The organism is Bacillus sp. DX4.1 (assembly GCF_030348195.1).
Taxonomy (GTDB): domain Bacteria; phylum Bacillota; class Bacilli; order Bacillales; family Bacillaceae_G; genus Bacillus_A.
In genome coordinates, this window is record NZ_JAUCFT010000007.1 from 150,676 (window position 1) to 172,220 (window position 21,545).

22 protein-coding genes and 5 pseudogenes are annotated in these 21,545 nt (G+C 34.8%); 19 read left to right on the forward strand and 8 right to left on the reverse strand.

The features are described 5' to 3' along the window. Positions 1-123: 123 nt before the first annotated feature. From QUF99_RS02830 to QUF99_RS02845, 4 genes are all read left to right on the forward strand, one after another. Positions 124-1,224, forward strand: a complete 1,101-nt coding sequence (locus tag QUF99_RS02830) for a M24 family metallopeptidase (protein WP_289368555.1) — start codon at positions 124-126, stop codon at positions 1,222-1,224. 2 nt (positions 1,225-1,226) lie between these two features. Then, positions 1,227-2,291 carry a M24 family metallopeptidase gene (locus QUF99_RS02835; RefSeq protein WP_289368649.1) on the forward strand — a complete coding sequence of 355 codons (1,065 nt, stop codon included), beginning with the start codon at positions 1,227-1,229 and terminating at the stop codon, positions 2,289-2,291. A gap of 75 nt (positions 2,292-2,366) precedes the next feature. Continuing rightward, entirely contained in the window at positions 2,367-3,434 is a 1,068-nt protein-coding gene (eutH, locus tag QUF99_RS02840; protein WP_289368556.1) for an ethanolamine utilization protein EutH, read from the forward strand. 182 nt (positions 3,435-3,616) lie between these two features. Then, positions 3,617-4,813, forward strand: coding sequence for an FAD-dependent monooxygenase (locus QUF99_RS02845; protein WP_289368650.1), 1,197 nt, complete (start codon positions 3,617-3,619; stop codon positions 4,811-4,813). 228 nt (positions 4,814-5,041) lie between these two features. Here QUF99_RS02845 and QUF99_RS02850 read toward each other — a convergent pair whose 3' ends face one another. Next, positions 5,042-5,212, reverse strand: a complete 171-nt coding sequence (locus tag QUF99_RS02850) for a tyrosine-type recombinase/integrase (protein ID WP_289368557.1) — start codon at positions 5,210-5,212, stop codon at positions 5,042-5,044. 626 nt (positions 5,213-5,838) lie between these two features. Continuing rightward, positions 5,839-6,327 (reverse strand): DinB family protein, encoded by a 489-nt coding sequence (locus QUF99_RS02855; protein ID WP_289368558.1) that lies wholly within the window; start codon positions 6,325-6,327, stop codon positions 5,839-5,841. Positions 6,328-6,602: 275 nt separating this feature from the next. Here QUF99_RS02855 and QUF99_RS02860 point away from each other — a divergent pair. The 3 genes and pseudogenes from QUF99_RS02860 to QUF99_RS02870 form a co-directional block, all read left to right on the forward strand. After that, positions 6,603-6,776: pseudogene (locus QUF99_RS02860) on the forward strand (IS6 family transposase); the annotation flags it as partial. 310 nt (positions 6,777-7,086) lie between these two features. Beyond that, positions 7,087-7,485 carry a DUF2871 domain-containing protein gene (locus QUF99_RS02865; RefSeq protein ID WP_289368559.1) on the forward strand — a complete coding sequence of 133 codons (399 nt, stop codon included), beginning with the start codon at positions 7,087-7,089 and terminating at the stop codon, positions 7,483-7,485. Positions 7,486-7,505: 20 nt separating this feature from the next. After that, positions 7,506-7,798: pseudogene (locus QUF99_RS02870) on the forward strand (DDE-type integrase/transposase/recombinase); the annotation flags it as partial. A 99-nt stretch (positions 7,799-7,897) separates the two neighbouring features. Here QUF99_RS02870 and QUF99_RS02875 read toward each other — a convergent pair. Further along, positions 7,898-8,428: an SMI1/KNR4 family protein gene (locus tag QUF99_RS02875; protein WP_289368560.1), complete on the reverse strand. Its 531-nt coding sequence runs from the start codon at positions 8,426-8,428 to the stop codon at positions 7,898-7,900. 264 nt (positions 8,429-8,692) lie between these two features. Between QUF99_RS02875 and QUF99_RS02880 the strand changes: the two are divergent. The 9 genes and pseudogenes from QUF99_RS02880 to QUF99_RS02920 form a co-directional block, all read left to right on the forward strand. Further along, a pseudogene (locus QUF99_RS02880) lies at positions 8,693-9,014 on the forward strand (alcohol dehydrogenase catalytic domain-containing protein); the annotation flags it as partial. Between the two features lie 687 nt (positions 9,015-9,701). Continuing rightward, a complete protein-coding gene (locus tag QUF99_RS02885; RefSeq protein ID WP_289368561.1) occupies positions 9,702-10,118 on the forward strand; it encodes an SMI1/KNR4 family protein in 417 nt (138 codons plus the stop codon). A 363-nt stretch (positions 10,119-10,481) separates the two neighbouring features. Beyond that, positions 10,482-10,886, forward strand: a complete 405-nt coding sequence (locus QUF99_RS02890; RefSeq protein ID WP_289368562.1) for an Imm1 family immunity protein — start codon at positions 10,482-10,484, stop codon at positions 10,884-10,886. A 152-nt stretch (positions 10,887-11,038) separates the two neighbouring features. Continuing rightward, a complete protein-coding gene (locus QUF99_RS02895; RefSeq protein WP_289368563.1) occupies positions 11,039-11,542 on the forward strand; it encodes an SMI1/KNR4 family protein in 504 nt (167 codons plus the stop codon). A 212-nt stretch (positions 11,543-11,754) separates the two neighbouring features. Further along, positions 11,755-12,222, forward strand: coding sequence for an SMI1/KNR4 family protein (locus tag QUF99_RS02900; protein WP_289368564.1), 468 nt, complete (start codon positions 11,755-11,757; stop codon positions 12,220-12,222). Between the two features lie 219 nt (positions 12,223-12,441). After that, positions 12,442-12,897, forward strand: coding sequence for an SMI1/KNR4 family protein (locus tag QUF99_RS02905; protein ID WP_289368565.1), 456 nt, complete (start codon positions 12,442-12,444; stop codon positions 12,895-12,897). A gap of 181 nt (positions 12,898-13,078) precedes the next feature. Then, positions 13,079-13,612 (forward strand): SMI1/KNR4 family protein, encoded by a 534-nt coding sequence (locus QUF99_RS02910; RefSeq protein ID WP_289368566.1) that lies wholly within the window; start codon positions 13,079-13,081, stop codon positions 13,610-13,612. 166 nt (positions 13,613-13,778) lie between these two features. After that, complete coding sequence (locus QUF99_RS02915) at positions 13,779-14,207, forward strand: SMI1/KNR4 family protein (protein WP_289368567.1); 429 nt, start codon at positions 13,779-13,781, stop codon at positions 14,205-14,207. A 124-nt stretch (positions 14,208-14,331) separates the two neighbouring features. Next, positions 14,332-14,901, forward strand: coding sequence for a suppressor of fused domain protein (locus QUF99_RS02920; RefSeq protein ID WP_289368568.1), 570 nt, complete (start codon positions 14,332-14,334; stop codon positions 14,899-14,901). Positions 14,902-15,621: 720 nt separating this feature from the next. Here the strand turns inward: QUF99_RS02920 and QUF99_RS02925 are convergent. The 5 genes and pseudogenes from QUF99_RS02925 to QUF99_RS02945 form a co-directional block, all read right to left on the reverse strand. Continuing rightward, the gene (locus QUF99_RS02925) at positions 15,622-16,494 is read right to left on the reverse strand and encodes a YitT family protein (protein WP_289368569.1); all 873 of its coding nucleotides are present in this window, start codon (positions 16,492-16,494) and stop codon (positions 15,622-15,624) included. A 713-nt stretch (positions 16,495-17,207) separates the two neighbouring features. Next, on the reverse strand, positions 17,208-17,690 hold the full coding sequence (locus QUF99_RS02930; protein ID WP_289368570.1) for a CcdC family protein: 483 nt from the start codon (positions 17,688-17,690) through the stop codon (positions 17,208-17,210). Positions 17,691-17,703: 13 nt separating this feature from the next. Further along, entirely contained in the window at positions 17,704-18,102 is a 399-nt protein-coding gene (locus QUF99_RS02935; RefSeq protein ID WP_289368571.1) for a DUF2871 domain-containing protein, read from the reverse strand. A 46-nt stretch (positions 18,103-18,148) separates the two neighbouring features. Then, positions 18,149-18,523 carry an HsmA family protein gene (locus QUF99_RS02940; RefSeq protein WP_289368572.1) on the reverse strand — a complete coding sequence of 125 codons (375 nt, stop codon included), beginning with the start codon at positions 18,521-18,523 and terminating at the stop codon, positions 18,149-18,151. A gap of 237 nt (positions 18,524-18,760) precedes the next feature. Then, positions 18,761-19,075 (reverse strand): annotated as a pseudogene (locus QUF99_RS02945) (ABC transporter ATP-binding protein); the annotation flags it as partial. A gap of 148 nt (positions 19,076-19,223) precedes the next feature. Here QUF99_RS02945 and QUF99_RS02950 point away from each other — a divergent pair. The 3 genes and pseudogenes from QUF99_RS02950 to QUF99_RS28460 form a co-directional block, all read left to right on the forward strand. Continuing rightward, the gene (locus QUF99_RS02950; RefSeq protein WP_289368573.1) at positions 19,224-20,225 is read left to right on the forward strand and encodes a hypothetical protein; all 1,002 of its coding nucleotides are present in this window, start codon (positions 19,224-19,226) and stop codon (positions 20,223-20,225) included. Between the two features lie 381 nt (positions 20,226-20,606). Beyond that, positions 20,607-21,041, forward strand: a complete 435-nt coding sequence (locus tag QUF99_RS02955) for a DUF7832 domain-containing protein (protein ID WP_289368574.1) — start codon at positions 20,607-20,609, stop codon at positions 21,039-21,041. Between the two features lie 12 nt (positions 21,042-21,053). Further along, positions 21,054-21,188, forward strand: a pseudogene (locus QUF99_RS28460) (hypothetical protein); the annotation flags it as partial. Positions 21,189-21,545: the final 357 nt, after the last annotated feature.

The following is a 21,545-nucleotide window of genomic DNA, read 5'->3' on the forward strand; positions in this document are numbered from 1 at the left end:
ATAGACAATTATTGCTTTAAAGTGTCTGAAATAATAGACAGCCATTTCTGAGACTCCTTCTTATCACTAATCTTTCGAGTTGGCACAAAACTTGCAATGATTTAGATGCAGGGAGGAATAGACATGAAAGAACGATTACAAGCACTACAAAACTTTTTACAAGCACATGACATTCAAGGAGGCTTGGTGACATCACGCCATAATATTTTTTATTTATCACAATTCGATTATGACCCACATGAACGATTTGTCGGTATTTTTGTATTTGCAAATCGCGAGCCGATCTTTATTACACCAGGTATGGAAGTTCAAATGCTGAGGGAAGCAGGCTGGAACAATCGAATCATGAGTTATACAGATTCCGATAATCCGTGGGCACTTGTTCGTGAGGTAATCCATAGTAAGAGCGAGATGAAGCGATTTGCTGTAGAGAAACATGAAATCTCTTATTTTTACATGGAAAATCTGCAACGAATTTTGCATAACATAGAGTTTGTATCGCTAGATGATAAGCTTACCGGGATGAGACTTGTAAAAGATGAGAACGAAATTGCAATTTTACGAGAAGCGGCCGCTTTTGCCGATTATGGAGTGAAAGTAGGTATCGAGGCTTTAAAAGAAGGCGTGACAGAACTTGAAGTGCTAGGAAGAATTGAATACGAATTAAAGAAAAAGGGTATTCGGGAAATGTCATTTTTGCCGATTATCCTGTTTGGCCAAAATGCTAGTAATCCTCACGGGAAATCAGGAGCGAACAAGTTGAAAAAAGGTGATACGGCCTTGTTTGATTTAGGTGTGAAATATAAGGGTTACAGCTCCGATATCACAAGAACAGTCATTTACGGTCATGCCAATAATGAACTCCAAACGATCTACAACACAGTTTTGCAAGCAAATCTTGCCGGATTGAAAGCTTGTCAGCCTGGAGAGCGAATTGGAGATATTGATATAGCCGCAAGAAACGTCATTCAAACGGCCGGATATGGCGATTTTTTCCCGCACCGAATCGGCCATGGTTTAGGAATCGGTGTTCATGAAGCTCCGTCAATAAACGATGCCAATAATGGAATTTTGAAACGAGGTATGGTACTCACAGTCGAACCAGGTATCTATGTCACAAGGTTTGGCGGTGTTCGGATTGAAGATGATCTTGTAATTACGGAAAATGGATGTGAAGTGTTAACGAAGTTCCCAAAAAAAATTCGAATTATAAAGGGAGATTAAAGATAATGAACCGAATTGAAAGAATACAGAAACAACTTACCAAGAACAATGTTGATGCCATTTTGATCACGAAGGGTGAAAATCGCCGATATACGACGGGTTTTACAGGATCTGCAGGCGCAGTGTTGATTTCGCAAAAGGGCGTGACCTTTATCACAGATTTCCGCTATATCGAGCAGGCGAAAGATGAAGTGAAAAATGCGAAAATCATAATACATGACGGTAATCTTGAAAAAGAAGTGGCAAGTGAAATCGATCGGCACGGTATTCAAAAGGTGGCTGTAGAGGCAAATACTATGACGTTAAAAGCATTCTCAACTCTTAAAGAATATGTAAATGTAGAATTGGTTCCGTTGGAAAATATAGTTGATAAGGTAAGAGAAATTAAAGAGCAGTCAGAAATAGAAACAATGAGAACAGCAGCTCATATTGCCGATCAGGCGTTTGATTATATTTTGAATGTTATTAAACCAGGTATAACAGAGCGGGAGGTCCGAGATGAACTAGAAGCCTATATGCGAAAGAAGGGTGCCTTCTCTTCTGCATTTAATATCATTGTTGCTTCCGGACAACGAGCGGCCTTGCCGCATGGGGTTGCTTCCAAGAAAGTGATTGAGCATGGTGACATGGTGACCCTTGATTTTGGAGCGATGTACAATGGGTATTGCTCCGATATTACGAGAACCATTGCAGTTGGGAGCTGTTCGGATGAGTTTCGCGATATTTATCATATCGTCTTGGAAGCGTTAAAACGCGGGACAGAAGGGATTCGAGCGGGTGAAAAAGCGAAAAAAATTGATGATTTAACAAGAAATTATATTACAGAAAAGGGCTTTGGAGATCGTTTCGGACACTCAACAGGCCATGGATTGGGTCTAGAAGTGCATGAACAACTCCGTCTTTCCGACAAAAGTAAAGAAGTGCTGCAAGCTGGTATGGTTGTAACAGTCGAGCCAGGAATTTATATCCCGGGATGGGGTGGCTGCCGTATCGAAGATGATATAGTGGTGACAGAGAATGGTTATGAAATTATTACACATTCAACAAAGAAATTACTGATTTTATAATCGTATAGAAATTGAACAGGCCATACTAACAATGCGTTACAGTGGCCATTCATGTGAATGGTGGTTATATACAACATGAATGATATCATTATCATGATGATGACAGGATTTATGCTGCTTGGTGCAGCAGATCATCTGCTTGGGAATCGTTTTGGAATTGGGCAAAAGTTCACGGAAGCATTTCGTTCCATGGGAGCTTTAGCGTTGTCAATGGTAGGGATGATTTCCTTATCGCCTGTTCTTGCCAAGATGTTAACGCCAATTGTGTCTCCCATTTATCAATTTCTCGGGGCGGATCCTTCAATGTTTTCATCGACGTTTTTAGCGCTTGATATGGGCGGCTACTCACTTGCGAATGAAATGGCGCAATCGAGTGATGCTGCTTTATTTTCTTGGGTGTTTTTAGGGACGATGATGGGTCCAACAATTGTATTTACAATTCCGGTAGCTTTAGGCATTATTCAAAAGAAAGACCATCCCTTTTTTGCAAAAGGAATATTAATAGGGCTTATGACAATTCCGGTTGGCTGTTTAGCAGGAGGATTCGTAGCAGGATTTGACTTTGCATGGATGATGAAAAACTTGCTGCCATCTATCCTCATTTCTATCATGATCGGTATTGGTATGGTAAGTTTTCCATCCATAATGATTCGCGGGTTTACATGGTTTGGTAAAGGTGTTGAAATGGTTATCATGATTGGACTTGTCACTGTTATTATTGAAACATTGACAGGCTTTGTTCTTATACCAGGGATGCTACCGATTACAGAAGGATTTGTGACAGTCGGGAAAATTACAATTATCCTTGCTGGTGCGTTTCCGTTTGTATTTGTGTTGGTAAAAGTGCTAAAGAATCCTTTTGCTCTGTTGGTAAAAAAGCTGGGCATGAACCAACAAACATTCGGTGGATTCATTGCGTCCTTTGCCCATCAGATTCCTATGTTTGCAACCTTGCACGAAATGGATGACCGCGGAAAAGTCGTGAATACCGCGTTTGCCGTGAGTGGTGCATTTGTATTTGGTAGTCACTTAGGATTTGTGGCAGGTTTGGAGAAGGATTTTGTCATACCGCTTATTGTCGGCAAACTGACTGCTGGATTTTTGGCTACAGCATTAGCTTTGTTAGTGACAAAACAACGTTAACAAAAGAAAAAAGGAGCAAACAATCCCATCGGTTGTTTGCTCCTTTTTTGTTCAGCAATCTAAGATATTTTATTAAATTATTAGATTCCTATTATTTTACCGCGGTACATAAATAAAATAGACCGTGAATATACTGTGGATATGTTGTATGACTTTAATTAGGATAGGAGTGAATAAGCATTATAAAACAAACGATGCGCGTCCTTATTTCCGGTGCGAGCATTGCTGGGCCGGCACTAGCTTACTGGCTTCACCGCTACGGTTTCGACGTGACTGTAATAGAACGTGCGCCCGCATTGCGCCCAGGTGGATATGGTGTTGATATCCGTGGTGTAGCTGTTACGGTGCTTAAGCGGATGGGGATTCTCGATCAAGTTCATGCAGCTGACACGCGTATGACTGGTGTTTACTTCGTCAACAGTAAAGGTAAAATCGAAGGTCAAATAAGCGAAGCGAGTATGGGGAACCAGCAGGGGCTGGATATTGAAATCATGCGCGAGGACCTTAATAATATTTTGTACGACTTGACCAAGGATACGATCGAATATATTTGGGACGATTCGATTACAGCTATACATGAGACTGAAGCAAGTGCAGAAGTCCAATTTATTCGTGGAAAGCCGCAGACATTCGATCTGGTCATCGGTGCGGATGGGCTCCATTCCAATGTGCGCACGTTAATTTTTGGTGACAAAGAGCAATTTAAACGTACTCTTGGCTGTTATATCTCGATTTTTACCCTTGAGAATTACCTTAACCTTGACCACCGCCAGCTGCTTTATACGATGCCAGGCAAAACTGTAGGTATGTATAGTGCTCGTGATAATACTGAAGCAAAGGGTATGTTCTTGTTCAAGTCAGAGGCACTGAAGTACGACCGCTATGATGTGGAAGCCCAAAAGAAACTTGTAGAAAATGCTTTCCAAGGTCATACGGGTTGGGAAACTTCGCATCTACTCAAAACTATGAAAGAGGCTACAGACTTTTATTTTGATGAGATTTGCCAGATTCATATGCCGACATGGTCAAAAGGTCGGATTACATTGGTAGGTGATGCGGCGTATGGCCCATCACCACTTTCGGGTCAAGGCTCTAGTCTGGCACTTGTCGGAGCTTATGTACTAGCTGGTGAACTGAAAGCTGCGCATGGCAATTACGACTGTGCTTTTGCTGCCTACGAAAAAGAGATGAGAAAATTTGTTGAGAAAAATCAAAAAATAGGACTAATAGCTGCTGGAGGCATGATCGAAAGCTCAAACTCCAAAATTTTTCTGCGCAATTTAATGTTGCGTTTACCCATCCTTATGGGTGTAATGTTTAAGATGATTACGAAAATGATGGTGAAAGCTTCCAATGCGATTGAACTGAAAGATTATTGATATGGATATTTAAGAGGGGGGGGGGCAGCCCACCTTTAATAAGGTTCTGGTGCAAAATTCTTGCAAGTAATCTCCTAAACTTGGACATACCGATAGGAATAAAGTAAGCGAATTCTGTTGGATCCTTTTTTATCATTCTCATCTCAATGGCCTTCTTGAAAATCATTCTTCCAGTACGATGTACACCATCCAAAGTGTTGTCGGCATATCCTTTTTCTTTTAAATCATTTAAATCATCCTGATATCTTTTAGCTTTAAAAGAGAGAAGTAAGGCAATAATTTATTGATTTCATGCTGTCTGATACGGATAGTGCCAGGTTTTACGCTATTCTTCTCACTATATAATAAGAAGCCATTCGCTTGCGAAATCTTTAAAGATAACGTTCTTTTCTTGTACATACATGCCGGACTAAATGCGATGATTGGGTTTTAAATTACGGGGAATATCATTATCATGATGGCAGTAGTGATAAATTCAATAGCCTGCAAGCAGATGATTCTGACTCAGGTTATCAATAGCTTCTTCAATGGAAGGGATATCAACTGTATTGTGTTTGTATTAGTTAGCCTTTCCATAAATGAATTTTTGGAAAGGGAAAATCGTAGAAACTAGGAAAAATAAATTGTCTTCTGCAACTAGACCGCGAGGCTGTGTGAAAAATTGGTAAGACGAACAAACTTGTGTCAAAGCGATAACTACTTTGACACAAGTAATGTTTAAGTATCACTATCACTCACACAAAAGCGACCCATACTTTTCCATTCACCATCTTTACATACGTACTGAGCATCACCAATACATTCTTTGGTCCCTGGTGGAACTTGGCTCCCATCATCAAGGGTACAATTTTGTCCGAGGATCTGTTTATTTGTTGATTCTGTTTGATTGTTCGTGTTTTATCACCCCCTGATAACTATTATTTTCTCAATTTGTTTGTGTATTAAGGAAATAAATGGAGGCAGAACCGTGAGCCGGATGGAATGTAATCGGCAGTTATAGTAGATCATTTTTTAGTACAATTGAATTAATCAAGGTCTGTGTCAGGAGGATTGTATCCGAGGTGACGAGCCATTGATACGATTTGTCCTTTATGATGAAACTCATGTGTCTCGGTATGGGTTAAAAGCCATAGCGGAGTCGTACTCCATGGTTCTTTTTGCCATTTCACTTCATTTGCTATATTTTCGAACCAGCGAGTATTGAATTCATCCAAAAAGCGTTGTACAATCCCATCTACTAACTCAAATCTGGCGCGAACTTTCTCGACATCTGAATGCTCAATTTCATAATCAGTAGCAAACGAAAAATCTGCTCGCTTTTGGTTAAATGCGAATGATCCAAGCCAGTATCGATAGCAATCGGCTACATGAATATGGGTCTTTATAATGCTACCACTTCCGAAATTTGGAACTGTGCTGTGCAACTTTTGCAGTGCGATTCCTTCCAAAAACGCAAATAAGGTTTCTCTGGTAGAGCTAATAAAGCTGTATTGTTGCTTTAAAACATCTAACATTCAATATCACTCCTCTTTTATTTATCATAATCCCCGTTATACGCAGTAAACACAGAGACTAATTCTATATTCATCAGGATTAGACCTTTTTCTCTTTTAAAAGCTTTATACAAGAATATATGCATTCTTGCTTTATTACGTATGTTTTCTCAGAATTGTTCTTATTTCCCCTACCGTAATAATGGTTCTGGTGCGAAAACTTCAAGATAATTGCAAGTAATCTCTAAATCTTGGACATACTGATACTATTACTCTAAAAAAGGTGCGTGATCAGTATGGAAAAGCGAGTTCGTTCGATGTTAGGATTGAAATCCTTTCGCACAGCTACATCCATTATTTCTGGGATAGAAGCTATGCATATGGTAAAAAAAGGGCAACTTGTTTTACTGGACAAGTCTGTCCAAAATCAAGTGAAGTTCATCCATCAACTATTTGGAATTGTTGCTTAAGGCCAGATTCCACTAGGAAACTTTTCGCCTCTTTATATCTTTCCTAAGTATTTGCACCAGAACCGGCTGATGAATAGCCATTTTCTATTTGAATCCGATCCGTACACTCTCCCTTTGTTCACATAAAGTTCAATTGTTTTGTATAATTAAATATTCTATAATTGTGATGTTATTGGATATTTTTGATCTGTTATACCATGACTCCTGAGAAACTAGGAGTTTTTGCTATATAACTATCATGATTTGAAAATACAATAGAAATTTACTAATCAAAAATCAACATTACGGATTCTACTTCAGGAGGTATATGATGAAAAAATTATATAATGCAGCGTTCACATATTTAATTATCGGTTTATTATCAGGTGTATTCGCTAGAGAATATGCAAAAGCAAAGGGAATTCTAGGATCTACTCTGCTGAACCTTTTACACACACATACGCTAGTACTTGGATTTTTATTTTTTTTAATTGCCTTAGCACTAGCAAAGTCATTTGCGTTTCATGAAGTAAAAAGTTTTAATATGTGGTTCATTGTCCATAATATTGGATTAATTTTAACAATTTCTTCAATGGCAACTCGAGGATTTCTTCAGCTAAATGGAGCCGATTTTAAAGGATTAAGCTATATAGTAGGAATCTCTCATTCTATCATTGGTTTCAGCCTTGTTTGGTTTATGATCCTATTAAAAAAATCATATAAAATGTAGGGTTCTGGTGCAAAAACTCCAAGATTCCTGCTTACCCTGTAGCGATAGAAGAGTTGAAGAAAGAAAAAAAGATGCCAGTAGGCATCCAAATCAGGCAAATCAAATGCCTCAATAACATAGTGGAACAAGATCACCGGTTTATTAAAAAGCGAGTTCGTTCTATGTTAGGATTAAAGTCCTTTCACACAGCAAAGTCCATTATTTCTGGAATAGAGGCTATGCATATGGTTAAAAAAGGGCAACTTGTTTTACCGGGCAAGTCTGTCCAAAACCAAAAAAAATTATTCATAAACTGTTTGGGTTAGCCTCATAAGCTAGAAATGTAGAGGGAATTGCTACTCTACATTTCTAACTAACATTGTTGCACCAGAACCTTTTTTTATAACTTTAATTTTCATTAGAACACTGCATTCTATTGAATTCTATTATCCTCTTTCAAACAAATTTCTATGAATTCGAATAAATCCTTTGCCTCAATAGAACGTTTTCCCCAATCATGCCAAAAATATAGCACTTGTCCTACTACTCCAGATTCTGATGGATCTGTATCAATACAAAGATAATCCCCACCACCATTTTCTGCAATTGGAATCCACTTAGAATTCCAAAGAACAGGTTTAAGTTCATTTTCAATATCCGATTCTAAATCATCTGGATCGAATTCATCTTGTAGAAATGTCCAATTGTCTATAATTTGCGAAGTAGGGGAAAGGACCAGATTTCTTACAAAAGACTCAACCCCTGGTTCCCAACTTTGTCCGTTATATACCCTGTAAAAACTTTTCATTTCTTTAGGAAGTGTAATACCCAGTGTAGCCTCAATTAGCTGAAAATCTTCATCTCTTGCACCCGGTTGGAGATTTAATGTTTCTTGAAAGTTTACTTCAAGGCTTGAGCCTCCTTCAATTATACGTTTCCATAGCAATTCAGCTTGATTTATCATGTCTTTTATCCTCCGATTATATCTCAAAAAAATCTAATTTAAAATACACCCTAAAAATGGATGAATAACCAAAATGTGTTTCACCTAATTAAGAACATACATTTCTATTGTTTAATTACAAGTACAATGACATTTTTATGTGTAGTATATCATAAGGTTAAAATGAACAGATCAAAGAAATTATGGAAGAGACCTATGAAAGCAATTTCATGTACAAAATACGGACCGCCGGATGTTCTTTAGTTCAAAGAGGTTGAAAAACCTATTATCAAGGACAATGAAGTACTTATTAGAATATATGCGACAACAGTAACAGCAGGGGATGCGAAAATTCGAAGGTTCGAATTCCCTATCATGTACTGTCTTCCCGCGTGAATAATGTTTGGTTTCAGAAAACCCAAAAGACCTATACCAGGGTGAGCTAGCCGGGGAAATTGAATCAGTAGGCAAAGATGTAAAACTATTTAGGAAAGGTGACCAAGTTTTTGGATATAGCAGTTTAGGTTTTGGTGCTAATGCCAAGTACATATGTCTGCCTGAAGAAGGGGCGCTGGCAATAAAACCGGCTAATATAACCTATGATGAAGATGATGAGTAATTTTAAATAAGCAATAATCATCAAATACGGTAAAAAGGGCACCTAAACAATTTAAGTTGTTTAGGTGTTTTATTTTGTAAACTAGAGATGAAATAATAGGATAAGTATGGAATAATTATCAAGAAAGGGTTGAGATTTGATTAGCAGTGTTTATAGAAGAAAAAATCTTTAGCAAAAAAGTATGATAAATAGTTGATAGAGAGTAGTAAGAGTATAGATGATAAGATAAAGGGGCTTGATGGTTCTCATGCTAAGGATACGGGTAACCTAAAGGCTTTGAATTTAGTAGCAAACATATTCCCATGTAGAATATAAAGGAAGAAGGATTTATTAAAGGAATGATATGAATTGGAATATGGTTCCTAATACAGGTCTTTCGAATTTAGAGAAGGCACAAATGGATTGGACACCTTTCGGGAAGGATGGGTAAGGCTATTTACTTTGCATTATATATTACAGCAAGAATCAGGACCAATTGTAGAGATTCTGCAAGCCGACATCAGAAAAATTATCGAATTCTTTATGAGCTTTTAGAAAAGAAAGAGAATAAAAAATGAAGTTTCAAGAGTGAACCTAAATTTAGATAAACAATATAATGATTTTCGAGAAACGTATTGGAAATAGTGGTCAGATGAATCTCTTAAGAATCCTGATATATATGGGAGGATGGTGTCAGTGAGTAAAGAGAAAGTTATTGAATTAATAAAGAATGCTCCAAAAAAGTTTTTTGTTGGGGTTTTAGAAGATAGTCAAATTAAAAATATTGAGAAGAAGCTTAATGTAGATTTACCGGACAGTTACAAATGGTTTTTGGGGGAATATGGAACTGGAGGAATTGTCGGGGTGGAGATTTTCGGAGGTGGACTTCGCGAGATTCCAACCTGTGTAAGAGAAACTGAAGAATGGAGAAAATATGGCCTGCCAATGGAGTTCGTTGTAATACAGAACTATGGGGCCGGTGTATATTGTCTTGATACTTCACGATTAGTCGATAATGAGTGTCCGGTTGTTAACTGGGAGCCAGATGAAGAAGATGGAATAAGAGAGTATAAAAATTTCTATACATTTTTAGTAGAGAAGTTTTTAAAATAATTCATTAAACCCTGATCGGGTGCTCGTCACTCAGTCAAGGTTTTTCTTTTATCCAATATTCTCTCCTATTCCTTGTATATTAGAATGCCTTAAAGTTCGAAGTTGTTGTGTTTAAAAAGCAAACTAAAGATCCATCATAAATGCTACCTTATGTGATTTTATGGTTTTATTAATCACAGTACCTCGTTAAACAAGGAAGTTTGCCTAAAAGAGTTATCATGCATGTTGGCCGAAAAATGCATGATATGTCAAGGGGAATTGCCAGGTTCATTGAAAAGATTAGATGTGGATGAGTTAGAGGTTGTTATTAGTGGAAATACAAAGCCAATAATAATAAAAGCTACAAATTAAGGGGAGCTAATAATGATTATATATAATGGACCAGTTGGAGAAACGATTGAAAATCCAAGTGAAAGATTTATAAGAGATGTAATATTTGATAAGGACGAGAGTTATTGGAACCAAGGTAGTGGGGATTCGTGTTTTGAAACCGAGGGATGTGAGGAACGATTAATACTATTTTATGATGAACCGTATGGTTTTTTTATAATGCGACATCCAGAGTATATAGTAACACTTAATAAAAATGTTGAAGTAGAAACAGTTGAACATTTAGTAGGAGGAGAACCGATGAAGATGCCTACTTGTAGTTATGTGGATCGTGAAATGGCGTATCGTATAATAGAAGAGTTTATCACAGTTAAGTCAGTACCAAAATGTATAGAATGGGTTAATCTATATGACATAGATTTTGAGCATGGGTTTTAAGTAATTAATCATTTATTTCAAAAAGAGATTGTTTATTTAAAAGATTTAACTTGGCAGCATCATCAAGTCCTAGGAAAAATGTAATTGGTAATTTCTAAGGTGCATAGTGTAAATCATTTAAGTGGAAAGAAACTTTTGGGAGGAAAAGTGATATGACAAAAATTCAATGGGATTTTAAAAGAGATGAAATAAGTGAGGAGGATATTCTAGAAGTTGCTCGAAAAATTGGGGTGGCTTTTCCGAATGATTATATTGAATGTGTAAAAATAAATCATGGGGCATGTCCAGAACCGGAAGTATTTGATGTAAATGGGGAAGAACGTGTTTTTGGATCTTTATTAAAATATAATTCAGAAAGTTACACGGAGATTTATAATATTTACAATGACTATAAAGATACATTACCAAAAGAGATAGTACCATTTGGAATCGACCCAGCAGGAGACTTAATCTGTTTTGATTATAAAAATCATACAGAAAATCCTATTGTTGTCTTTTGGGAACATGAAGATGCATGGAAAAAAGAAGCATTGATGAAGAGTGAAGGAATTACAGCAGAACAAGCAGAAGAAGCTGCTCGAGAAAATGTATTTTATGTAGCGGAATCATTTACTGAATTTCTAAATAAATTATATTATGATGAAGATGATGAGTAATATTAAATAAGCAAATACGGTAAAAAAGGCACCTAAACAAATTAAGTTGTTTAGGTGTTTTATTTTGTAAACTAGAGATGAGATAATAGGATAAACATGGAAGAGATAGTAAGAAAGAGTTAGACAAGGAATTAAGAATGGAAGAAAATTATTAGCAAGAGATATTATGGGATTAAGAAGGGGTATCCGAAATTTAAGGGTGAATAAAAGACATGAACAAAAAAGATTCAGTGATTTTTCCGTTACCATCTGAAGAGTTAATATGTAAGAAAGAAGAGGCTTGGGGAGTCGAATTACCGATAGATTATAAGAATTTCATAAGAATGCATAATGGTGGTTCTCCAGAAAAGAAGTCTTTTATCTGTAATAATCATAGTTATGCAGTTATTAGGTTCTTGTGTATTCTTGAAGCTCCAGAACATATTGAAAGTGGCATGTTTGATATCGATGTAACATGGACTCAACTTGATGAGAGGCTTACAGATGATGGAGATTTACTGGGGGTAGCTTTATTGCCAATTGCTGTTTTGTTTGCTGGTGATTTTTTATGTTTAGATTTTCGAGAATCAAGAAGCAATCCTAAAGTTTACGTGTGGGATCATGAAAATTCTGCTGAGCTTGAGCCAGTAAGTTATCATGTTGCAAATACCTTCAAAAGATTTCTGGACATGCTTCACTAATAAATCTTAAGCTGCTATTTAACAAAACAATAATCGGCAAAGTCGACCGTTAAATTAAAAACAGTGTAAATATAAAGTCAGTCTTGAATAAAGTTTTTGCTGCACCAGTACCAGCACTTAATAAGCTACCATATGGCATCATCATTAAGATAGAAAAACAAATGATTCGAGTCGAAGAAAATATCCATGCTGAGTTTTTTTATGTGGGAGGAGTATTACATGGTTAAAATTGTGAATTTGCATAAAAACCTTTCATTAGAAGAAATTGAGGAATTTGAAACAGAGCATCAAGTAAGTTTTACTAAAAAGTATAAGAGGTTTTTAATGAAATGGAATGGTGGGTATCCTGAACCTAGCTTCTTTAAAGTTTCTGATAAGCAGGGGGTAAGTGTCTTAAATGAATTTTATGGAATTGGTGATATCTATAGTAATCTAGGAGATTATATAGATATATACGAATATAGATTACCTGATGATTTCGTACCAATAGCAAATGATCCAGGAGGGAACGTAATATGCTTAGGTACAAAGGAGCCCTATTATGAAAAGATTTATTTTTGGGATCATGAGCAAGAACCAGAAGATCCTGATGATATGAGTAATATGTATTTTTTAGCAAGTGATATCGATGAATTCTTGAATAGTTTATATGAAGACGATGACGAATATGATTAATTAGGACATCGTGGGGAGACTTACAAAAGGTGATGGCAATTATGTTTTAGGGTGCAACCTTGATAGGAGCGCTTAACCCTCATAATTCGTTACATCTTAATTCGGAATATATTAGTAGTATTGGCTAATAAAGATTTTTTGGGTTATACAATATTTTGGTTTGTAAAAGGGGATTTAGATGATGATAAACTGGAATGATCATATAGCGATAATGGTAGCAGTGAAGCAGGAATTGATGAACCAGGAATTGATGAACCAGGATGTGGAGCATATATGGCCGCATCACTTTCCGGATGTTGGAGCCGATGAAGCAGATATTTGCCTTGTTGAGAAAAAAATAGGATATAAACTTGATCAAAAGTATAGAGATTTCCTGAAATATGCTAATGGCTGGAAAGGGTTTTATCAAACCGTTGATTTATTAGGGACAGAACAATTTAAAACAACAACAAGAATGCATTATACAAAAAAATTATTAAATGCAATTGAGGAAGATGTCTTAAAAGAAAGTGGTGTTTTTAGAAATCAATTACTGCCAATAGCAGTCACTGAATTTGACAGAGATTTATTTACGTTATGTTTGTCAAATTCTTCTACGCCGGGAGCTGTAATTTGGTTTGCTGGAGAGGAAATAGATAGGTTCGAAAATTTCGAAGAGTATTTTTTAGCAATGATTGATTATAATTGTGATGAAGTATTTGTTTTAAGAAAGTAATAATCGTATAGATAATAAAGCGACTTGGAGTAAGAGATTTTCACAAAAAATATTCAAAGTAGCATCATTCAAATTAGAGAACAATGATCTTTGTTGAAAAAAGATATGTGTGATCAACTAATCAAAAAGAAGTGGTAAAAATAGTTTGCGAAGGAGTGGAACTACGTTGGAGATTGAAATGATTCATGAAAAATTATTATTAGAAGAATTAGAAGCTTTTGAGAAAAAACATCAGCTGCGATTTCCGAACTATTATAGAGAGTTTTTATTGAAATACAATGGTGGCTATCCAAAAGCAAGTATTTATAAGATCTCTGATGATGAAGGAGAAAGTGTATTAAACATTTTCTATGGAATTGGTAGTATGTATGATAATTTGGATAAAATAATAGATTTTTTTGATGAGCTCTTAGATATGGGGTTTATACCAATTGCAGATGATCCCGGCGGTAATCAAATATGTTTGGGCATCAATGAAGAATATTGTGAAAAAATCTTTCATTGGGCTCATGATGAAGAGCACGATGGTATGAAAAATATGTACTTTTTAGCAAATAACATAAATGAATTTCTTGATCATTTATATGAGGAGTAAAGTTAAACAGTCTTCTAAGTTCGGTAAAAGGATTATCAATTCAGCTATATGGTCTTTTAAATAAACTAACAAAAATTCATGTGTGTAAAGATGTAACAGGAACGTATAAAGGGGAATTCAAAGAATGATTCATTATGGCGAGCTTTATTACGACCATTATAGTAAATACTTAGGTCAACCAATGGACCGAGAAGTGTTTAAAAATAGTGAGGATATTCCGAGTATACAAATTTTGAAATATGAAAATGTATTTGAAGAATGCCTCGTTTTTAATACAATTGGTTTTAGTAAATATGAAGAAATAGTAGGAGATAATGTTGAAGTTTCAATGGTAGTTGATGGAGCATTTCGTAGTACAGGGTATATTCTTGCAAATACTTTATTTTATTGTTTAGGTAATGGGATAGAAATAGGACGAGGAACGGCAATTAGTGGTATTGAAAGTATTGATAAGTCTTTTGTTCAAAACTATAATAAAAGTGCAGTTTACTTTACGGAACCATTTGCCTTCCCAGAAGAATATGGTCATGTGCTTACTGGAAATACAGAAAAAGATGGTAAAGTTTTGCTAGCGTTCTTTATTTCGCGGTCAGAATATGAATATTTTGTAAAATACGGAACAGAGAAATTTGAGGAATTATTAGAAGAAAATAATGTAGATCCTTTTCATGTTAGCAGAGAATCTATAAATTGAGGGCTAGCTAGTGCCGAGTAAAACACTTTATCCATGTTAGTCAATTTAGCTTTTGTTCTACCTATAGGAAGATTTCTTGGATTGAGATGTTATAAAAACTGGGGAAATTATACCCTATTTAAGAAATGACGTTATGTTGGACAGGTCTATTATGGATCTGTTTTTTGTTATGCTGTAAAGTGACAATAAAGTCGTTTAAATCTAAAGGTTCTTCAACAATCGCGCTCAATTGCGGAATATCTAAAAATTTAACACTCTATCCGAAAGAATTCTCCTTCCTCAAGCGTGTGCAGGGCGATAGCCCAACGCTAGGTGGGAGATGAATTTCGGTTTGGCACAACCAAAAAATTTTTGATAAACTAGACACATGAAGTTCTTTGATAACTTGATATATAAGGTTGCAGGAAGAAAACACAGTGCGAAAACCAAGCCGTTCGGTTCCTGCGTAAAATATCAACCGTAAAAAAGAACGTCCAAGCGTTGGACATCTAGGGGTGGAATAACCCGAAGTAACGCTCAGGGAGACGAAAGGTTGCTTTCGTCGTGGAACTGAGAAGCTCCCACTTCAAAATTCATTAGAATTTAAGTGGGGGTAGTTCACAAGAGCTTCAAAAATTGATCTTTAGTTATTGTGCTAACGCCACCGTTTAAGTACTTTTCATCGTAACCTTTATAAAACATTAACATAAATATCCAGTATAAAAATTTTTTAGGTTGTAACTAATGAATATCATGTTTTTTGAAATTACCGCCCTTTACTTCTGCTACGTCATATACCGCAACAAAGGCATTTTCATCAATTTCATGAATGATTTCTTTCATTTTACTTTCTTCTAAACGGTTAATGACACAAGTGATTTCTTTAAATTGTTCATTGGAATAACCGCCGAAAGCTTCTTTATACGTTGCACTTCGACCTAAGCGATCTCGAATTGTCTCTACCATTAATTCAGGTTCCTTTGTGATAATTGTAAAGGTTTTAGAACCACTTAAACCTTCTTCAACGATGTGAATTACTTTAGAAGCAATAAAGTAAGCAATTGCCGAAAGAATAGCCCCTTGAAGACCAAATACTGTTGAGACAACAATAAAGACAAAAATGTTTAAAAATAAGATGAGGTCACTTGTCCCAAAAGGTAATTTTCGAGAAAGTAATACGGCTAACATATCAATTCCATCTAATGCGCCACCATTACGCAATGCTAACCCCATACCAAAACCGATGATAATCCCCCCAACAACGGTAATTAACAATGTATCACCATGAATAATAGTTGGTACGTTGTGCATAAGGATAGTACCGATTGCTAGTGAAGCAATACCGATAACCGAATAAATAGCAAAACTTCTACCAATTTGCTTATACCCTAACCAAACAAAAGGGATGTTAATGACTGCAATTAGAAGTCCTAATGGTAATCCAAATAGTTGTGAGCTAACGATACTTAAACCCGTCACACCACCATCTGATACGTTGTTTGGGATTAATACCGCTTCTAGTCCATATGCTGTTATAAATGCCCCAATAATAATCATTAATGCTCGTAAAACGATTTTTAGTTTATTGGGCTTGTGCTTTTTGATTGTACTCATATAATTTCCTCATTTCAAACTATTTTCTCTTTTCATTATTACACATTTTTAAATCAGTTAGACTCATTCCTAATAACTATTCTAACACATTATCATCAAAATACTTCTTGAAGTATTTTGCCTCTTTAAGTAGAAATCTTCACAATCTCTTCTAAAATGTAAAAAAGATATCCAATTTTCTTTTAAGGTGTTATTCAACAAAATGGTCCGATTGTGGAATTACAGAACGGGCACATTTTTAAATAACTTTATTGTAAGTGTAACAACTTTATTTGTATTTAAACGACTTTATTGTCAATCAACATATGTTTGATTTATAGTGTTTTTAAATCTTAACTCTATCCTAGTCTGAGGTGGAGAATGGATAAAACTAATGAATAAAGAAGAAATAGACAAAGTCTTGCCGTGGTCATCTGATTTACCGTCTATATGCAGAGTACCAATAAAAAATGAAACAAACAAAAAGTAGGCCCGAAATACACCACTCATATATTATATTTTAGGACTACTTGACGTTTACTTTTAATGTATAGAGAAACGTTTGCTAAACTGTTCAAAAACTAAGAATGTTGTGTTTTTTATAATAGGAAGATAATGCATAGAAAGTATATGTGAAGCTCCTCTATACATTCATGAACGTTTTCAAAGGAAAATAAATAACCTGAGTCCGATATTGTATCGGACTCAGGTTATTTAGGGATGTGCTTTTTTGATTAAAGACTTTTGTCTACAAACCGCATTTCCCGCTGCAATTTCATAAACGAACGGTACATTCCAATTCTCCAAGAGACGATCATCGCAAAGGCGAGTAAGAAGAACATACCGCTTAATTGTCCTAAATCAATGGATTGACTTAAATATGATTTAAAAGCAATGCGAACAACAAGTAAACCGACTAAAATAAATATAAATGCTTTAGAAGGTATTAAATAGATGTCTTTTCCACGTATTTCAAATTTTGACGTTTTAATAAGAAAAATAGAAAAAAATAAACCAACGATAACTGCTTCTAGAATTTCTGTTGTTGTTAATCGAAATTCTGGTAAGAAGTACATGGAAGCTCCCGTACTCATAAAAATTGGTGGGAGTATAATTTTTTTAAGTGTTACAGGTTTCTTTGCTGATTTTAAGCGAAGAAACATCATTCCAATAGCCATACAAAGAGCAATAATACTTGATAGAACAGCTAAGCTCATGTTTGATCTCCTTTTATCCTTTGTATGATTTTTTTAATAGAATCATAAACCAAACAAGACCGACACCGATGATAGAATGAGACATTCCTGCAATATGACTTAATCCTTTAAAATCAGTTCCATTGATTTGAAGAAGTCCGCGGGCCGCCATTGAAGATACTGTTAAAATCAATCCTATATTATAGACGATGAACCACATGTTAAAACTTTTTGCTTCATGGAGTGCAAATGATTTTGATAAGGCTAAGGCAATTAAAAAGAATAAAAATCCAAGAACTAGTACATGTGTGTGCAAAAGGTTCAGCAGAGTAGTGCCTTGAATTCCCTGTGCTTTTGCATATTCTCTTGCGAATATGCCTGATAGTAAACCGATAATTAAATAAGTGAACGATGCATTATATAACTTTTTCATCATATACCTCCTAAGGTAGTTTTAGCAATGGTGATTTTTGGGTTAATTAAAAGCTATTTGTCATTCCGTATATAAGTCCAGAAATATATGGAATTAGCCAAATGAACCATACGATAACGCTTAGTGTGTGGAATGTTGTCATCATTTTTGTATCTTTTTTTATTAACACAATTGTTGCCCAAACAGCATGGAATAGCATAAGTAAAATTGCTGATAAGCCTGTTATTCCATGGAAGCTGAACAGGGATCCTGCTTCTGCCATTTTCTCCATTAATGTGGTCCCGATCGTATCACATACTAATCCAAGCCAGAAAATAATGACATGCCACAATTTTAATGTCTTTTGAAATTTTTCACTCCATACTCCGATTGTATAAAAAATGAGTGCAGCTGTAATAAGTGTAATAGCAGATGCTAACACGTTCATCATTCCTTTTTAACAGTCATTTGCTTTATATAAAGCATGTTACATGGGAATTATGAATAGAATATGAACACAATATTACATATAAAGTTCGTTTAATTATTATATTAGAATACAATTGTATCGCAAGCAAAAAATTAAAATGGGCTGTTAATTAAAGAAAACTTTCTTATCTCCTAGTCAAATAGGGGATAAGAAAGTTTTTTAAAGGTCACTATTATTGTACACGTGCTCTTACACTTCGTTTTCTCGTAGCAATTTTCCATCGCGAAGTGTTAAAATTCGATCACATACATCAAGCATTTTTTCATCGTGTGTAATCATAATCGCTGCTGTTTTATTTTTCTTAACTTCATGTTTCATTAGTTCAACTACTTCTCTAGCACGTTTTGAGTCAAGACTAGCAGTAGGTTCATCAGCTGAAATTAAGTCTGGATTATTCATAAATGCACGAGCAATGGCTACACGTTGTTTTTCACCACCTGAAAGTTGATTTGGATAATGATGCATTCGATGTGATAATCCAAAAGTTTTCAGTAATTGTTCTGCAATTTTACCAGCTTCTTTTTTATCTTCTCATTTAATTTATGTTTCACTTTGGGAACAACGAATTTCTTAAGTTAATGGATGTGAGTTGAATCTCATGTAGAATGAAGAAGGAGAAAGTCTGTGTGTTAAAATATGGTAGGGGTGAATTGTGAATATAAAAAAAACTGTGATAATTATGATTGCTATTGCTATTACTGCATTATTTATGCTTATTTTCTCTCAAACCACAGAGGACGAAACAATACAAAAATATATAAAAGGCAAATACGGTATTGATGTTATTGTAACGAAGTGGGGCAGCATAAATGGAGGGAATGGGGGGCACACTTGGCACACGGTTCAAGTGAAAGATAATAAGAACATTCAGTTTCAGGTGGAAGTGAACGGTTTGTTTAACTCTACTATTATAGGGGATGATTACCAAAATGGTTTAAAGATAAATGAAGAGTATAAAAAATTCAAACCGTTATTGAATGAAATTAAAAAGCTGGGATACATTCCAGCACCTGATGAAAATGTAATTCAATATATAATAGGAGAAGGCAATAGAAAGGCTCCTTCTGAATTATTCGTAACGTTAAAATCTGTCCAAAATCTAGATTATAGTCAATTTGAAACAAAAGAACTTGAGCGTTTATTTGCTCTATTGCAACTTGTTCAAAACAATAATAAACAAATAACAAAAATTGAAATACTAGATAATAAGGACAAGTTACCTCATTTAACTTTGGAAAACATACAAGAAATCAAATCAAAAGATCAGTTGCTATTTGCAATGAAAAATGATTCAGAAGAGTATTGGACCAATTTAATCCTAACGCAGATTCATGACAAAATGAAAGAAGTCGAAAATGAATATGTAACGCTCAAAGGCATTTCTTGTAATCATATAGAAACCGGAGAGTGCAAAACTTATAAGGTGATTTTACAATTTAAAGATGACATGTTGAATTATAAGAAAAACCCACAACTCATTGACGATATTTATAAAGTGTCTTCTTTATTGCAAACAAAAAAACCTAACAATAATTTTGAAATGGAGTTTGTTAATACTGGGAAATCATCTTATATAAGAAGTCTTTTACTTAATCAATTGCAAACAAGAGAACAAATTGAAACTGCTGTAAAAAAATTCTTAGTGGAAGAATAAAAATTTAAAATTGATTCCTTATCATATAGCAACTTCCTCGCAATATGAACAAAAATCTGTTGAGTTTACTACCGGAAATACGGAAGCCTCAGGGAAAGTATATATTTATATTCCTTCTGGTGAAAGCTGTGATGCTTATCTTGATGCTACAGGATTTAAAAATAAATGGGACAAAAATATAAATTAAATAAAGAGAATAAGTTAGTTATATATAAGGTTTTTATAATGTAATATTGATAAAGTGCTATAATTTTATTATAGTTTTATGTTTTGAAGATTTTTTATGGTGATATAAGTATATTTTTTCTATTGTTACGTTATTTTGTATTTTATTTTTGATAGAATGCAAAATAATTGAGATATGAAAAGGAGTTGGATACCGTGATTTATGATAAAGCAAAGTACCATTATAATGGTGATTTTCCGGAGGATTTGCCAATTGAACAAGCATATGTACATACTGGTATGTTTCTTGGATGGATAATTGAAAATAATTTATTTAGTAAAGCATTTGAAGAAAAGTCTCGAGATGACATTAATAAGTTTAAGCTTAGACAAACCACTGGTACGCAAATCTATATAAAGCGGGGTGGTGTGTTTGCAGACGACATGTTAAATGATGAGGGCAATCAATTTGCGATGTATTACTTTAATAATGATAATGGTTGGAAGTATCTAAATGATTATAGGGATGTTTTTGTAGATGCTGGTGAAACTCTTTATCATGCACAAGATACTTGGGAAAACTATTTTGAATTAAAAGAAGAGGTTGATTATAGCTATTTATTTTGGAAAAACAACCTACAGAAACTTTAATACAACTATAGAAATTTAGAAAATGATGACAGCTATGAGCAACAAGTAATTTGGGAATATGAAGAATTAGGTATAATTCCAGGCGAGAATAAAAAGCGTGATTTCAAGATAATCGAGGAATATAAAAAGAATGCAAGCAAATTATAAAGAAAAAAGATTCAAAATATGACTCTTGCAAAACAAAAGTACATGATTAAGAAAAATAAAGTAATCCGAAACTCCCCTAAACAAGTGGATTTGTTTAAGGGAGTTTTTATGCAAAGTAGGAGAAAATTAGTAGGTAGTAAATTTATTATGTGTAGAAGCCGAGATGAATTCTCAAACTCAAAATATATTCATGCTTTCTTTCTTCAATGAGTTACAACCTTAAATGTTACTAGAATTTGAAATATGTTCACGAAATAAAAACAGAAAATTAATAATATATTGACCTCTTTATGGTTCGTGCTATAAAATTGAAAGCGATAACAAACGTTTTCTTAAAAATGTTTACCATGATCTTTT

What these genes read in the sequence shown, in the direction of transcription:
- QUF99_RS02830 (WP_289368555.1), top strand. Translation starts at nt 124, where the DNA reads ATGAAAGAACGATTACAAGCACTACAAAACTTTTTACAAGCACATGAC.
- eutH (WP_289368556.1), top strand. Translation starts at nt 2,367, where the DNA reads ATGAATGATATCATTATCATGATGATGACAGGATTTATGCTGCTTGGT.
- QUF99_RS02850 (WP_289368557.1), bottom strand. Translation starts at nt 5,212, where the DNA reads ATGTACAAGAAAAGAACGTTATCTTTAAAGATTTCGCAAGCGAATGGC.
- QUF99_RS02855 (WP_289368558.1), bottom strand. Translation starts at nt 6,327, where the DNA reads ATGTTAGATGTTTTAAAGCAACAATACAGCTTTATTAGCTCTACCAGA.
- QUF99_RS02865 (WP_289368559.1), top strand. Translation starts at nt 7,087, where the DNA reads ATGAAAAAATTATATAATGCAGCGTTCACATATTTAATTATCGGTTTA.
- QUF99_RS02875 (WP_289368560.1), bottom strand. Translation starts at nt 8,428, where the DNA reads ATGATAAATCAAGCTGAATTGCTATGGAAACGTATAATTGAAGGAGGC.
- QUF99_RS02890 (WP_289368562.1), top strand. Translation starts at nt 10,482, where the DNA reads ATGATTATATATAATGGACCAGTTGGAGAAACGATTGAAAATCCAAGT.
- QUF99_RS02895 (WP_289368563.1), top strand. Translation starts at nt 11,039, where the DNA reads ATGACAAAAATTCAATGGGATTTTAAAAGAGATGAAATAAGTGAGGAG.
- QUF99_RS02900 (WP_289368564.1), top strand. Translation starts at nt 11,755, where the DNA reads ATGAACAAAAAAGATTCAGTGATTTTTCCGTTACCATCTGAAGAGTTA.
- QUF99_RS02905 (WP_289368565.1), top strand. Translation starts at nt 12,442, where the DNA reads ATGGTTAAAATTGTGAATTTGCATAAAAACCTTTCATTAGAAGAAATT.
- QUF99_RS02910 (WP_289368566.1), top strand. Translation starts at nt 13,079, where the DNA reads ATGATAAACTGGAATGATCATATAGCGATAATGGTAGCAGTGAAGCAG.
- QUF99_RS02920 (WP_289368568.1), top strand. Translation starts at nt 14,332, where the DNA reads ATGATTCATTATGGCGAGCTTTATTACGACCATTATAGTAAATACTTA.
- QUF99_RS02925 (WP_289368569.1), bottom strand. Translation starts at nt 16,494, where the DNA reads ATGAGTACAATCAAAAAGCACAAGCCCAATAAACTAAAAATCGTTTTA.
- QUF99_RS02930 (WP_289368570.1), bottom strand. Translation starts at nt 17,690, where the DNA reads ATGAGCTTAGCTGTTCTATCAAGTATTATTGCTCTTTGTATGGCTATT.
- QUF99_RS02935 (WP_289368571.1), bottom strand. Translation starts at nt 18,102, where the DNA reads ATGAAAAAGTTATATAATGCATCGTTCACTTATTTAATTATCGGTTTA.